Source organism: Sphingopyxis sp., assembly GCF_035998905.1.
GTDB lineage: Bacteria > Pseudomonadota > Alphaproteobacteria > Sphingomonadales > Sphingomonadaceae > Sphingopyxis.
Genome location: NZ_DASYHG010000024.1, coordinates 33,226 through 47,185, shown reverse-complemented (window position 1 = coordinate 47,185; position 13,960 = coordinate 33,226). Strand labels below are relative to the sequence as shown.

The 13,960-nt window shown below is 65.9% G+C and carries 13 protein-coding genes; 7 read left to right on the top strand and 6 right to left on the bottom strand.

Translation table 11 applies throughout. The features are described 5' to 3' along the window. Positions 1 to 3 precede the first annotated feature (3 nt). Together VGN62_RS12730 and VGN62_RS12725 are read right to left on the bottom strand one after the other, a co-directional pair. Positions 4 to 1,395 carry a DEAD/DEAH box helicase gene (locus tag VGN62_RS12730; RefSeq protein WP_327454398.1) on the bottom strand — a complete coding sequence of 464 codons (1,392 nt, stop codon included), beginning with the start codon at positions 1,393 to 1,395 and terminating at the stop codon, positions 4 to 6. A 126-nt stretch (positions 1,396 to 1,521) separates the two neighbouring features. Then, a complete protein-coding gene (locus tag VGN62_RS12725; protein WP_327454396.1) occupies positions 1,522 to 2,043 on the bottom strand; it encodes a hypothetical protein in 522 nt (173 codons plus the stop codon). A 188-nt stretch (positions 2,044 to 2,231) separates the two neighbouring features. On the opposite strand from VGN62_RS12725, the gene VGN62_RS12720 reads away from it, so the two are divergent. Both VGN62_RS12720 and VGN62_RS12715 read left to right on the top strand, forming a co-directional pair. After that, positions 2,232 to 3,656 (top strand): FAD-binding oxidoreductase, encoded by a 1,425-nt coding sequence (locus VGN62_RS12720; RefSeq protein ID WP_327454394.1) that lies wholly within the window; start codon positions 2,232 to 2,234, stop codon positions 3,654 to 3,656. A 107-nt stretch (positions 3,657 to 3,763) separates the two neighbouring features. Then, on the top strand, positions 3,764 to 4,543 hold the full coding sequence (locus VGN62_RS12715) for a SapC family protein (protein ID WP_327454392.1): 780 nt from the start codon (positions 3,764 to 3,766) through the stop codon (positions 4,541 to 4,543). Positions 4,544 to 4,639: 96 nt separating this feature from the next. Here the strand turns inward: VGN62_RS12715 and VGN62_RS12710 are convergent, their stop codons facing one another. Next, positions 4,640 to 4,906, bottom strand: coding sequence for a DUF1674 domain-containing protein (locus tag VGN62_RS12710; RefSeq protein ID WP_327454390.1), 267 nt, complete (start codon positions 4,904 to 4,906; stop codon positions 4,640 to 4,642). Here VGN62_RS12710 and VGN62_RS12705 point away from each other — a divergent pair. After that, positions 4,905 to 6,206, top strand: coding sequence for an RsmB/NOP family class I SAM-dependent RNA methyltransferase (locus VGN62_RS12705; protein ID WP_327454388.1), 1,302 nt, complete (start codon positions 4,905 to 4,907; stop codon positions 6,204 to 6,206). The two genes, VGN62_RS12710 and VGN62_RS12705, sit on opposite strands and share 2 nt — an antisense overlap. Here VGN62_RS12705 and VGN62_RS12700 read toward each other — a convergent pair. Further along, on the bottom strand, positions 6,203 to 7,924 hold the full coding sequence (locus tag VGN62_RS12700; RefSeq protein ID WP_327454386.1) for a DUF885 domain-containing protein: 1,722 nt from the start codon (positions 7,922 to 7,924) through the stop codon (positions 6,203 to 6,205). The genes VGN62_RS12705 and VGN62_RS12700 overlap by 4 nt on opposite strands. Positions 7,925 to 8,052: 128 nt before the next feature. Between VGN62_RS12700 and VGN62_RS12695 the strand changes: the two genes are divergently transcribed. The 4 genes from VGN62_RS12695 to VGN62_RS12680 all read left to right on the top strand — a co-directional run bounded on the left by VGN62_RS12695 (position 8,053) and on the right by VGN62_RS12680 (position 12,239). Then, a complete protein-coding gene (locus VGN62_RS12695) occupies positions 8,053 to 9,366 on the top strand; it encodes an MFS transporter (RefSeq protein ID WP_327454384.1) in 1,314 nt (437 codons plus the stop codon). A gap of 126 nt (positions 9,367 to 9,492) precedes the next feature. Further along, positions 9,493 to 10,161 (top strand): alpha/beta hydrolase, encoded by a 669-nt coding sequence (locus tag VGN62_RS12690; RefSeq protein ID WP_327454382.1) that lies wholly within the window; start codon positions 9,493 to 9,495, stop codon positions 10,159 to 10,161. Further along, positions 10,158 to 11,078 (top strand): cysteine synthase A, encoded by a 921-nt coding sequence (cysK, locus tag VGN62_RS12685; protein ID WP_327454380.1) that lies wholly within the window; start codon positions 10,158 to 10,160, stop codon positions 11,076 to 11,078. Before VGN62_RS12690 ends, cysK begins: the two co-directional genes overlap by 4 nt. 9 nt (positions 11,079 to 11,087) lie before the next feature. Continuing rightward, a complete protein-coding gene (locus VGN62_RS12680) occupies positions 11,088 to 12,239 on the top strand; it encodes a cell wall hydrolase (RefSeq protein WP_327454378.1) in 1,152 nt (383 codons plus the stop codon). A gap of 40 nt (positions 12,240 to 12,279) precedes the next feature. On the opposite strand, the gene VGN62_RS12675 is transcribed toward VGN62_RS12680, so the two are convergent. Together VGN62_RS12675 and VGN62_RS12670 are read right to left on the bottom strand one after the other, a co-directional pair. After that, complete coding sequence (locus tag VGN62_RS12675; RefSeq protein WP_327454376.1) at positions 12,280 to 13,419, bottom strand: zinc-binding dehydrogenase; 1,140 nt, start codon at positions 13,417 to 13,419, stop codon at positions 12,280 to 12,282. A gap of 102 nt (positions 13,420 to 13,521) precedes the next feature. After that, complete coding sequence (locus VGN62_RS12670; protein ID WP_327454374.1) at positions 13,522 to 13,917, bottom strand: hypothetical protein; 396 nt, start codon at positions 13,915 to 13,917, stop codon at positions 13,522 to 13,524. Positions 13,918 to 13,960: the final 43 nt, after the last annotated feature.

Sequence of the window (13,960 nt, the reverse complement as noted above, 5' to 3'; positions counted from 1 at the left end):
GCGTCAGCTGCCGAAGCCCACCGAAAGAAACCCCGGCATCGGGCCGTTCCAGCCGTCGTCGGGGCCGTCGAGATCGTCGTGCTTCGGCCGGCGATCTTCACGCGCCGGCTTGCGATCATCGCGCGGGGGCTTGGCCGGCCGTGCTTCGGCTGCAGCGGGCGCCGGGCGCGCAGGCGCCTTTTCGGGCTTCGATCCGCTCTTGCCGCGTCCGCCACGCGCCGAACGACCGCGCCGCGGCTCGGCATCATCGGCGTCGCGCTCGCCCGTATCGGCGGCCGGCGCGGCGCCGCCATGGACCGGAATCTTGTAGCCGGTCAGCTTCTGGATATTGTCGACCGCCTCGTCGTCGGAGGGCGTCACCAGCGTGAAAGCGCGGCCCTTCGCGCCCGCACGCCCGGTGCGGCCGATGCGATGGACATAATCGTCGGGATGCCAAGGCGCGTCGAAATTGAAGACGTGGCTGACGCCCTTCACGTCGAGGCCGCGCGCCGCGACGTCCGACGCGACGAGGATATTGATCGTCCCGGCCTTGAAGCGGTCGAGTTCGGCGATGCGGCTCGACTGGTCCATGTCGCCATGGATCTCGCCCGCCTTATAACCGTGGCGCTGAAGCGATTTCGCGAGTTCGCGCACGGTCGTCTTGCGGTTGCAGAAGATGATCGCGGTGCCGATGTCCTCGGCCTCGATCAGGTCGCGCAGCGTGTCGCGCTTGCCGCGTTCGGAGGTCTTGACCAGGAACTGCTCGATATTCTCGTTGCGGCTCGCCGGGCGCGCCACTTCGATCGTCTTCGGGTTCGACAGGAACTTGTCGGCCAGCTTCTTGATCGGCGGCGGCATCGTTGCCGAGAACAGCAGGGTCTGCCGATTCGCCGGCAGCTTGGTGCAGATATTCTCGATGTCGGGGATGAAGCCCATGTCGAGCATCCGGTCCGCCTCGTCGATCACGAGGAGGTTGCAGCCGGTGAGCAGGATCTTGCCGCGTTCGAACAGGTCCATCAGGCGGCCGGGGGTCGCGATGAGCACGTCGACGCCCTTTTCGAGCGCCTTGACCTGATCGCCCATCTGCACGCCGCCGATCAGCAGCGCCATCGACAGCTTGTGATACTTGCCATATTTTTCAAAGTTTTCAGCGACCTGCGCAGCGAGTTCGCGCGTCGGCTCAAGGATGAGCGAACGCGGCATCAGCGCGCGGGCGCGGCCGTGAGCGAGGATGTCGATCATCGGCAACACGAAGGACGCGGTCTTTCCCGTGCCCGTCTGGGCGATGCCGATCATGTCGCGCATCATCAGCACCGAGGGGATGGCGCCGGCCTGGATCGGGGTCGCTTCGCTGTAGCCCGACTCGTCGATCGCGCGCAAAAGTTCGTCGGAAAGGCCGAGATCGGCAAATTTCATGAGGCAATATGTCCGGAAAAAGAGTGGCGCCCTGCCTCCCACGCAGGCGGACGTTGCCGCGGCCATTGGGGAAAGGGCGGCGAAAAGTCAAGGAAAGTCCGCGAAAAACGCGACAGGGTCAGGCGCCTAATCGTCCTCGCGAACGGGGACCATCAACCGGAACTTGTCGATCTCGCATTTCGCGCCGGTCCGCGCGTGGATCTGGTCGCGATCCTCGCACAGTCGCCCGTCCTTGCTGCCCTGCATGTAGAAGCCGGCGTAGAAGTCGAGCGCGCGGCACCCGCGGTTGAGCTGCGCACGCAAACGCTGCTTCTGCCGCGTGATGATGTCGATGCTGTCGCGCTGGACCGCCTGCATCCCCAATATGTTGCGCATCGCGACGCATTTCGGGGCCTTTTTCTCTTTCCAGACGATCGGCAGTTCGGTTGCGCGCCGCGACGGCGAGGGTCCGGCGGCGAAATTGTTGAGCTGCGAGCGCTGGGCCGGGACGCGGATAATCAGCTGCTGCTCGATCACCACCTGCCAGAAGGACGAGGCCTGGTCGGGCGTCTGCGCGCCGACCGCGACCAATGGCTCGGGCGCGGCGACAGGCACCGCTGCATCGGCCGCCGGCGCGGCCATGATCCACAGGAACGCCGCAGTCAGCACAGCCGTGCTATCGCTCCTTCGGCGTCCTGACAGAAGAAAATGCTCACCCTTGGCTCCCGCGTCCATCCCGCTGGACGAAAGGATACTATTCGTCCATCGCCCCTTTTAACAAGGATGATTGAACATCAAATGAACTGCTGTCGCCCTTCGCCCCGCCCGGACGAGGGATATTTCCGGAGTGGAACGACGTGACGCGCCCGCCAACCGCATCGCTGCTCGATGCCCTTGCCAATTTGCTCGGGCCGAAAGGCTATAGCGCCGACGCCGAAACGATGGCGCCATGGCTGACCGACTGGCGCGGCAAATATCACGGGCGCGCCGCCGCGATGCTGTCCCCCGCCACGACCGAAGAGGTCGCCGCCGCCGTGCGCCTGTGCCACGACGCCGGTGTTGCGCTGGTTCCTCAAGGCGGCAACAGCGGCATGGTCGGCGGCGCAACGCCCGACGCGAGCGGCAACCAGTTGCTGCTGAGCCTGCGGCGCATGAACCACATCCGCCATATCGACGAAGCGGCGCGGCTCGCCGTCGTCGAGGCTGGCGTGGTGCTCCAGAATTTTCACGAGGCTGCCCTCGCCCACGACCTGCGCTTTCCGTTGACGCTCGGCGGCAAGGGGTCGGCGACGATCGGCGGGCTGGTGTCGACCAACGCCGGCGGGACGCAGGTGCTGCGCCATGGAACGATGCGCGCGCTCGTCGCCGGGATAGAGGCGGTCCTCCCCGACGGGAGCATCTTCGACGGGCTTGCCCCGCTCAAGAAGGATAATCGCGGCTATGACCTCAGGCACCTATTGTGCGGCGCCGAAGGGACGTTGGGGATCGTTACCGCGGCGTGCCTGCACCTTGTCCCCGCGGCGGCCGCGCGGCGCACCGCCTGGATCGGGATCGATTCGCCCGAAACCGCGCTGCTGCTGCTGCGCCGCCTCGACGCCGCGATCGGACGCGAGCTCGAGGGATTCGAACTCATCCCGCAAGATTGCCTCGACGCCGTGCTGCGTCATATCCCGCAAACGCGCGCACCGCTCGCCGCCGCGCAGCCCTGGTATGTCCTGGCCGAACTCGCCGGCGAAATCGACCAGGCGCTGGGCGACGCGCTGGAGCAACAGCTCGCTGCCGCGTTCGAGGCCGGGCTGATACGCGATGTCGTGATCGCCAAGAGCGACCGCGAAAGCGAGGATTTCTGGCGCCTGCGCGATTCCATTTCCGAGGCCGAACGGGCCGAGGGCCCTGCGCTCCAGCACGATATCAGCGTACCGATCGACTTGATGCCCGCATTTATTGCCGAAAACCCGCAGCGGCTGGACAGCGCCTTTCCCGGCGCGCGCGCGCTGTCTTTCGGGCACCTCGGCGACGGCAACGTCCATCACCATGTCCAGCCGCCCGCAGGGAGCGACGGCGCCGCGTGGATCACCGAACAGGGTGCGGCGGTCAGCCGGCTCGTTTATTCACACGTGCTCGAACTCGGCGGCTCGATTTCGGCCGAACATGGGATCGGACAGATGAAGCGCGACGTTCTCGCGGAACTCGACAGCCCGGCGCGGCTGGCGGCACTCCACGGGGTCAAGGCGGGGCTCGATCCTGCCGGCATCCTCAACCCCGGCAAGCTCATCGCCTGAAAACACCATTCACCGCGCACCAACGCCCCCTTGCGCCGCGCCGCGCGGGTCAATAAGGCGCTGTATCCTTTTTCGTCCCATCAGCGGGACCCTACCGGAGTTCAACCATGGCCACTGCGCCCGCACCTGCCAACCTGCCGCTGTTTTACAAGGACCTCGTCCCGCTTTCGAGCGTCGACCATGCGGACTTCCACGCCCGCCCGCTCGACAATGCGGAATTCCTGGTCGGCCAGCACGCAATCCCGCTGACGTCGGACGAATTCGTGTCGGCCTGCCGCTTTTTCCCGATCGTGTTTTCGGCAGGCGACAATCCGGTTCCGCTGGCACTGATGGGCCTCAACGAAGGCATCAACACCTTCGTCGACGATGAAGGCAAGCTGCTCAACCCGGTCTACGTCCCGGCTTATGTCCGTCGTTACCCCTTCCTGCTCGCGCGCCTTCAGCCCGATTCGGAAGATCTGTCGCTGTGTTTCGACCCGACCTCGGGCGCGCTCGGCAAGTTCGACGAGGGCGATGCGCTGTTCGTCGACGGCCAGCCGTCGGAGCAGGTGCAGGCTGTGCTCGAATTCTGCAAGAATTTCGAAGAAGCCGGCCAGCGCACCGGCCTGTTCATGGACGAACTGAAGAAGGCCGACCTGCTGATGGACGGCGAAGTCGCGATCCAGCAGGAAGGCAATGACAAGCCCTATGTCTATCGCGGGTTCCAGATGGTCGACGAAAACAAGTTGCGCGAACTGCGCGGCGACGTGCTGCGCAAGCTGATGCAGAACGGCATTCTCGGCCTGATCTTCGCGCACCTCTTCTCGCTGCAGCTGATGCGCGAAGTGTTCGCCGAGCAGGTCAAGAGCGGCAAGATGCCGCTCAACACCGAACTGCCGGCCGCCTGAGCCAGTTAGTACGGGCCGCCCCGCATCGCGCGGGCGGCCCGGCTTGGTCGTCGATCGACCAATATCGGAGCGCGATGGCGCCCCTGCCCGCCGTCGTCAGAAATCGACCGCGATCCCTTTCAATTCCCAGTCGCCATAGCGCACGGGATTGCGCCCGCCGGGCTGATCCTCGGCCTTGTCCTCGTGGATCGGTGCCGGCGACGGGAGCGCGCTGCTGGTCCAGCCCGTCGGAGCCTTCACATGGGCAGGGCGCTTTACAGCGCGCGGCGTTCCGCCGATGGTCGCGTTCTGGCTGCTGTCGGTCATGATGCGCCACATATAGGATTTTTCATGCGTCACGCCAACCACGCCGTTGCCCGTCATGGCTGATCGCCGTCCGCCCCGTCGCCGGCGATCCCCCGGCGGCGCCGATCCCGCGGGAACGGCAGCGCGCCGCGCCGCGCTGCGGCTGGTCGATGCGATTCTACGCCGCGGCGATCCGCTCGATGTGGCGATGCACGCCGCCGCGCAGGGCCTGGGCGGCGCCGATCGGGCGTTCGCCGTCGCGATCGCGTCGGAAACGCTGCGCTGGATGGTCGATATCGATGCGCTGATCGATGGCGCGACGTCGCAAATCCTGCCCGACGACGTCAAGTCGCGCGCCGTTCTGCGGATCGCGCTCGCCCAGTTGCTCGTGCTCAAAAGCCCCGGTCATGCCGTCGTGTCGACCGCCCTGCCGCTCGTCGACGGCGGCCCGCGGCGGCTGGTCCACGCGATCCTGTCGCGCGCGCAGCAGGAAGAATGGAAGCTCCCCGACCGCGCCACGCTTCCCCTCGCCACCGCCGAACGCTGGGCCGAGCCATGGGATCTGAAGATGGTCGAGGCAGCCGAGGCAATCTGGAGCGCGCCGCCGCCGATCGACCTCAGTTTCGCGCACGAACCCGGCGCCGAAGAATGGCCCGACGCGGTGTCCTTAGCACCGCGTCATCGCCGCCTGCCGCGCGGGCAGGCGGTCGAGACGATGCCCGGCTATAGCGAAGGCGGCTGGTGGGTTCAGGACCTCGCGGCCAGCCTGCCCGCGCGCCTGCTCGGCGCGGGCGAAGGCCGCACCGTGCTCGACCTGTGCGCGGCGCCGGGCGGCAAGACAATGCAGCTCGCGGCGGCCGGATGGAACGTCGTTGCGGTCGATTCCAGCGCGAAACGGCTCGAACGGCTGCGCGCCAATATCGAACGCACGGGCCTTTCGGCCGAGGTCGTGCAGGGCGATATCCGCTCGTGGGCGCCCGCGGGCCTGGCCGACGCCGTGCTGCTCGACGCGCCCTGTTCGGCGACCGGCATCTTTCGCCGCCATCCCGACGTGCTGCATCGGATCGAACCCCGGCAGATTGCCGAGATGGCGGCGTTGCAGGCCGAACTGCTGGAACGTGCCGCGGGCTGGGTCAAACCGGGCGGGACGCTGGTCTATGCGACCTGCTCGCTCGAGCGCGCCGAGGGCGAGGACCAGCTGTCCACCTTTCTCGATCGCCACAAGGGCTGGTCGATCGACCCGGCACGCGCGGACGAACTGCCCGCGGCGATCGCCGCCGACGGGCAAGGTTTCGTCCGCACCCTGCCCGCCATGCTCGCCGACGAAGGAGGCCTCGACGGCTTTTTCGTTGCGCGGCTGCGCGCGCCTTCGGCCTAGAAGACCGCCTTCGGCGCGGCTTCCTTCATCATCGCTGCGCGCACCATCGGGATCGGCGGGCCGCCATACGACAGGAATTCGTCGTGGAACGCCTTCCACTTCGTCCGGTCGCCCTTCGTCCAGTCGTCGCGCAGCTTGCGGATCATCAGCTTGCCCATCGTATAGTTGAGATAGGCGGGGTCGTAGGTGCCACGCGCCGCCTGTTGCCGCGCATTGCCTTCGTCCTGATAGCATTGTTCCTTGAACAGCTTTTCGCTGTCGGCGACGGTCATGCCCTTGGTGTGCAGGCCGATGGCCGAGAGGTAACGGCAGTCGCGCAGCAGCGCGTTCGACAGCTGGCCGATATGCGTCTCAGGATCGCCCTCGCCGAGCCCCGCGTCCCACATCATTTCCTCGGTATAATGCGCCCAGCCCTCGGCAAAGGCATAGCCGACGAAGAGCTTGCCGAAAATGCTTTCGGCGCGGTTCGCGTGGAGGAAGTTGAGGAAGTGACCCGGCCACACCTCGTGCACCGAGGTGAACATCAGGTCCTTGCGGCCGGGCACAAAATCGGCCTGCGTCTGCTTGTCCCACGCGGGATCGGGCGGCGAGATATAATAGACCGACGGGAGGCCTTTCTCATAGGGTCCGGGGATGTCGATATAGGCGCTGTTCTGGCGGTTATACGGCGGCGATTCCTCGACCTGCGCCTGTTCGGTGCCGGGGATCGTCACGATGTCCTTTTCGATCAGGAAGGCGCGCAGCGTCGGGAGCTGGCGGCGCGCCTCGGCGACCGGGCCGTCGGCGGGCTTGTCGGCGTTCATCTTCTTCATGCAGTCGGCGATCGTCATGCCCGCAGCGTAAGTAGCGCACGCCGCCTTCAGCGCGTCCTGATTGCGCTTGAGGTCGGCCTGCCCGATGCGCTCAAGCTCGTCGAGCGGGGTATCGACGCCTTCGTTGGTCAGGATCATCTTCGCGAACTTGTCGGCACCGAGCGCATAGCCGTCGGGCGTGCCCGGCTGCGATCCGACATATTTCGCAAGATCGGTCATCGCCGCGCCCGCCTTCGCGGCGGCTTCGTCGAATTGCTTCTGCAGCGCCTCGTCCTTGACCGACGCAAAGGCCGCCTTGGCGTCGCCCTTGTAATAGTCGGCGAAGCCCCCGAAGCCCGCGGTGCCATATTTGACGAAGGTCGCGGGCAGCGGCAGCTTCAGGTTGGCCTTGATCTGTGCAGCGGCGGCAGGAACCTTTTCGGCATAGGCGATGAACGCCTTCATCCGTGTCGTCGCGTCGGCATAGGGCCGCGCAATATAGACATTGGGGTCGAGCGCGCCGGTGTAGAAGGACGGGTTCTTCTGCGCGAAATCGGTATCGCGGAGGAAGAAGAGCTGCCCCTGCGCGACGTGCACAAGATAGTCGCGCTCGAACTTCTCGGCGTCGGTCATTTCGCCGTCGAAGGCCTTGGCATCCGCAATCGCCTTTTCAAGATAGGCGGCCTGTTTTTCGAGCCCCTCGGGCGACCAGTCGGGCAATTGCCCGTCGAACTCATGCTTGCCCTGATAGACCGCGAAGTTCGGGTTGAGCGGGAAATATCCTGCGAGGAACTGGTCGCGAAACTCGGTCCAGTTCTTCGCGCCCGGTGCGGTCGCCGACTTGTTGTCCGACGCGTTGCAGGCGGTAAGAACCAGCAGCGTCGCAGCCATCGCCGCGCCGCCGAAGCGGGCCAATTTGCTCTTCATTCGATAATCTCCCTGACTCCTGTGGCGGCACTTCTGCCAGCCCCTGCGGCCGATGACATCCGATAATCGACGAACGGCAAAGCCGTGCCATCTGGACAGCGACAAAAAGCGGACTACGGCGGTGGTCGATGGCGACGATCCCTCCTCCCGAAGGCGAAGAACCGGTGATGCCGGCTGCAACGCCCAAAGCCCCCTCCCCGCTCAGTTTTCCGGATTTCCGCTATTTCTGGCTCGCGCGCTTCACCGCGGTGATGGCGACGATCGCGATGGTCGTCGTCATCGGGTACCAGCTCTATGACACCGCGCGCACCGACTATGGCATGTCGATCAAGGAAGCGTCGTTCCAGCTCGGGCTGCTTGGCCTGTTCCAGTTCGTTCCGCTCGCCATCCTGACCCCGGTCGCGGGATGGGCGGCCGACCGGTTCGAGCGCCGCAGCGTCGCGATCTTCTCGAACCTGATCGACTTGCTGATTGCGGCAACGCTCGGCTGGTTCACTTGGACCGACGGACTGACGCTGCCGCTGCTCTTCGGACTCGCCGCCATGCACGGCGTCGCGCGCGTCTTTTCGGGTCCGGCGATGAGCGCGATTGCGCCCAACATCGTCCCGCCCGCGGTGCTGCCGCGCGCGATCGCGATGAGCAGCATCGCCTGGCGGTCGGCGTCGGTGATCGGCCCGGCGGCGGGCGGCCTCATCTATGCCGCGCATCCGGGGGCCGTTTACGTCTTCTCCGCACTCCTCCTTGCCATTTCGGCCTTCACGCTCAGCCGGGTGCGTCAGGTCCTGCCGCCGCCCGCCGAGGTTCGCCGCCATCCGCTCCGCGAAATGGCCGACGGGCTGCGTTTCGTGTGGATCGAGCGCTTCCTGCTCGGGACGATCACGCTCGACCTGTTCGCGGTGCTGCTCGCCGGCGCGACCGCGATGTTCCCGGTCTTCGCGCGCGACATATTGCACGCGGGAGCCGAAGGCGCGGGGTTGATGCGCGCCGCCGTCGCCTTTGGATCGGTCGGCGTCGCCGTCGGCCTCGCCATCCGCCCGATCGAGCGCAATGTCGGCGTGAAGATGCTCTGGGCGGTCGCGGCGTTCGGCGCCGGGACGGTCGTCTTCGGCCTCTCGACCAATCTCCTGCTCTCGCTCGCCGTACTCGTGCTGATGGGCGCTGCGGACATGTTCTCGGTCTTCGTGCGCGGGACGCTGATCCAGCTCAACACCCCCGACCATATGCGCGGGCGCGTCAGCGCGGCGTCGGGCCTCGCCATTTCGGCGTCGAACGAGCTTGGCGAGATGCGCGCGGGTGCGATGGCCGCGGCGCTCGGCCCGGTCAGTGCGGTGGTCGTCGGCGGCGCCGCCGCGGTCGGCGTGACCGCGCTCTGGGCATGGATTTTCCCCGAACTGCGCCGCGCGCGCACGTTCGAGCCGCAATTCAAAAAGACTGCTGAATAGCTCTGAGCGGTTCACCGCATTGCGCACTCTTTCCATCCGAAGTCTATTGTCAATTTATTTAGTTGAGTTATTAAGGCCTCACCCGTCACCGCGGTTTCCCTCTCTCCCCACGATGGAGCGACCGCCATGCAAGAATCGAATATCCGCCATAAGATCCTGACCATTCCGGGGCTTTACAACAGTGGCCCGACCCATTGGCAAAGCCTGTGGGAACGCCGCTTCGCCGATTGCGAACGAATCGAACTCGGCAGCTGGGACGAACCGCTGAAGGACCAATGGGTCGAACGGATCGCCGCCGCGATCCACGCCGAACACGAGCCCGTCCTCGTCGCCGCGCACAGCCTTGGCTGCCACGCCTTTGCGCACTGGTTCGCCGCCGCCAGCAGCGTCGCGCGCGATCGCATCGCCGGCGCGCTGCTCGTCGCGCCGCCCGACCTGACGCAGCTCCGCCGCGACAAGCGCGTCGAAAGCTTTACCGATTCGCCCGCACTTTCGTCGCAGACGCCGATGATCGTCGTCGCGAGCGATGACGATCCCTATGCCAAGACGTCGCACGTCTGGCGCCTGTCGCGGCACTGGGACGCGCGTTTCGTGAACGCCGGACCCTTCGGGCACATCAACGCCGACTCGGGGGTCGGGGACTGGCCTTATGGACAGTATCTGCTGGCCTCGTTACAACCCGCGCCGACGCTGGCGCAGGCGGATGAGGCACGCTGGCTCCGCGCCGGCGACTGGCCCAATCGCGTCCGCCGCGACCCGCGATTCGAGTTCAAAGAGAGAGCGCACCGATCATGAAAGCCAATTCGATCCTCGAGACCATCGGCAACACCCCGCACATTCGCGTGGCGAAGCTGTTCCCCGACGCCGAAGTCTGGGTGAAGTCGGAACGAAGCAATCCCGGCGGGTCGATCAAGGATCGAATCGGCCTTGCGATGATCGAGGCGGCCGAAAAGGACGGCAGCCTGAAAGCGGGTGGCACCATCGTCGAGCCGACGTCGGGAAATACCGGCATCGGCCTCGCGATGGCGGCCGCGGTCAAGGGCTACAAGCTCATCCTCGTCATGCCCGAAAGCATGTCGGTCGAGCGCCGCCGGCTGATGCTCGCCTATGGCGCGACCTTCGACCTGACGCCGCGCGAAAAGGGCATGAAGGGCGCGATCGAGCGCGCGATCGAGCTGGTCGAAACAACCCCGGGCGCGTGGATGCCGCAGCAGTTCGAAAATGAAGCGAACATCGATGTCCATGTCCGCACGACCGGCCCCGAAATCCTCGCCGATTTCAAGGACAGCCCGATCGACGTGCTGATCACCGGCGTCGGCACCGGCGGCCATATCACCGGGACCGCGCAATTCCTGAAGCAGCATTGGCCGAACCTGAAGGTCTATGCCGTCGAGCCCGAAGCCTCGCCAGTCATTTCGGGCGGCCAGCCCGCGCCGCACCCGATCCAGGGCATCGGCGCCGGCTTCATCCCGCGCAACCTCCACACCGACCTGCTCGACGGGGTGATCAAGGTCGATGCCGGCGCCGCGAAGGATTTCGCGCGCCGCGCCGCAACCGAGGAAGGCATGCTCGTCGGCATCTCGTCGGGGGCGACGCTCGCCGCGATCGCGCAGAAGCTCGCCGAACTGCCGCCGGGCAGCCGCGTGCTCGGTTTCAACTATGACACGGGCGAACGTTATCTGTCGGTTCCCGATTTCCTTCCGGAAATCTGAGTTCACCCCATGCGCCCCGAGGGCGAACAGGGCACGTTGCCGCTGAGGCGCGACTGGACAGGCTGGCTGTTTGTCCTGTTCGCCATCGCGGCGATCATAGCCGTCCTCTACGCGAGCGGCCCGACGAACAGCGGGACCCGCCACGCGCACGCCCGCCCCGTCGCGCCGCCCGCCGATGTCGTGCCCGAAGTCGCGCCGATGGAACTCGCGCCCGTTACCGAAGCCGACGCGCGCGCGCAGAACGCCGAGGTCGCGCTGATCACCAAGGGTTTCGTCGCGGCGCGGCCGTTCGTTTATGCGGGCGGCGGCGACGCGAAGGCCCGCGCACGCGATTGCCTCGCCGCCGCGATGATCTATGAGGCCGGCGACGACGCCAAGGGGCAGCAGGCGGTCGGCCAGGTCGTGATCAACCGCGCACGGCATCCGGCTTTTCCCAAATCGATCTGCGGCGTGGTGTTTCAGGGGTCCGAGCGCACAACGGGGTGCCAGTTCACTTTCACCTGCGACGGCGCCCTGGGCCGCCGCTATTCAGACGCGGCGTGGCAGCGGGCGCGGAACAATGCCGACCTGATGCTGTCGGGGAGCACCTATCCGCCGGTCGGGCTCGCAACCCATTATCACACCGACTGGGTGCGCCCTTATTGGAGCGACAGTCTCGAGAAGATCGCGATCGTCGATACGCATCTCTTCTTCCGCTGGCCGGGCTATTGGGGCACGCCGGGCGCGTTCCGCGGCGCGGTGTCGGGCAGCGACGGGCCGGTCGCGAAGCTCGCCGCGATATCGCCGCTGCACGCGATCGCGCTGGGCCTGCCAGTCGAGGGCGCGCCAGTCGACGCCAATGCGGCGGTCGGCGAAGCGCGCGTCGTTGCAGGCGCGGGTGAGAGCGCGGGCCGCGACACCATCTACACCCAGCTCGACCGCAAGGCCGCGCCCGAAAGCTTCGTCACGACGGCGCTCCGGCTCTGCGGCGACAAGCCCTATTGCAAGTTCATGGGCTGGACGAACCCGACACTCAAACCCGACAGTGACGCGATGAGCGACACCCAGCGCGCCGCGATGAGCTTTTCCTACCTCCGCGACGACAAGGCAGGCTTCGAAAAGGCGCTGTGGAATTGCAGCGAGTACAAGCGCGACGATGCGCGCCAGTGCATGAAGCGTTGAACCGATTGTCGCCCCCGCATTCACGGGGGCGACGTTATCTTCAACCGTGCGGTTTGATCAGATATTTCTCGCCGGTGCGCTTGGCGTTGTACGCCTGCGCCGTGTCGACGTTCAGCGCCTCGGTCAGCGAGATTTCGTGGCTGTAGTGACTCTTGAAGGTCGTCGTGAGTTCGTCGACGACGCGCTTGCGCATCCGGCCCACGGTCTCCATGCCCGCCTTCGCCATGAAGGGCGTCAGCAGGAAGCCGCCGAGCGCCCAGGTCAGCCCGAAGCTGCGCGCCGAAAAGGTCGTCGGCGACAGGTCGAGCGCGCCGTAGATATAGACCTGCTTGAACGTGTCCGAACCGTAGCGGCTGTAGGTCGTCATGCGCTTGACCGCAGCGGCCTCCATCGCGGTGAGTATCTGTCCGGCGAGCTTGCCGCCGCCGGTCGCATCGAAACCGATCGTCGCGCCCGTTTCAACGATAGCATCGACCAGCCGTTCCATAAAATCGTCGGCGCTGCTGTTGACGATATATTTCGCGCCGATGCCTTTGAGGATTTCGACCTGCGCGTCGCTGCGCACGATGTTGACGAGCGGGATGCCGTCCTTCGCGCAAATCTTGACGAGCATCTGGCCGAGGTTCGACGCGGCGGCGGTGTGGACGATCGCGCTGTGGTTCTCCATCCGCATCGTTTCGGTGAACGCGAGGCTGGTGAGCGGGTTGACGAAGCAGGAGGCGCCGTCGGCGGGATCGGTCCCGTCGGGGAGCGGCATCACCATCTGCACGGGCAGGCAGCGATATTCGGCGTACATCTCGCCGCCGAGCAGCGCGACGGTCTTGCCGAGCAACGCCTGCGCCTCGGGCGTGTCGCCTGCCGCGACGACGGTGCCGCAGCCTTCGTTGCCGATCGCGAGCGCGTCGCCGATACGCCCCGCCATCGCGCGCATTCCGGCGGGCGGAACGTCGGCGGTGATCACGGGCAGGCCGTCGCGCGTCGACGCGCGCGCGGTCGACATGTCGGCGCCGCCGAACAGCAGGCCGAGATCCGACGGGTTGATCGGCGCGGCGAGCACCTTCACCAGCACTTCATGCGGCTTCGGCGCCGGCATCGGGCGGCGTTCCAGCGACACTTCGAGCTGCCCTTCGGGCTTCACGAGCGTCAGCATGGTGAGGTTGGTTTCAGGCAGGTCGGTCATCGCGCTTCTCCCGTGTTCGGTTTCTTGATGCAACCGAAATAGGGTGTGTCGCACCGGCTGGCAACCGGCGTCAGGTCCGGCGACGCTGCCATTTCAGTCCGGTTACCGACTGCGGTCGACACAGACCCTGCGGTAAAGATGCTGGTCCGACGCCATTGTTCCCAACTCTTCCCAAGGCGAGCTATGGTCCGGGTCCGACACATCGGTGGCGATGGGCTGGTTTTTGTCGTCGAACAGCTGCGGGCCGACCATGCGCGCGCTCCGTGTGCCGCAGTTTACCTGAACGACGCCCTTCATGGCGACGGCATTGCCCGGCGCACCTTCAGCCTCGGTCATTTCGAGTGAAAAGCCGATTTGCCGTACCTCGTCATCCACCTGGCGATAGGTGTCGGCATAAAGAATATATGTCACGCCGCCGTCGGTGAAGCGATCGGGGTCGGTTGCCGCCGGTGCGAGCGCGATGGAAAGCGGCAGAAGCCACGATGACAGGTCGATCATGCTTCCTCATGGCCCCTGGCGAGCGGCCAGCCAAGACCGAAAT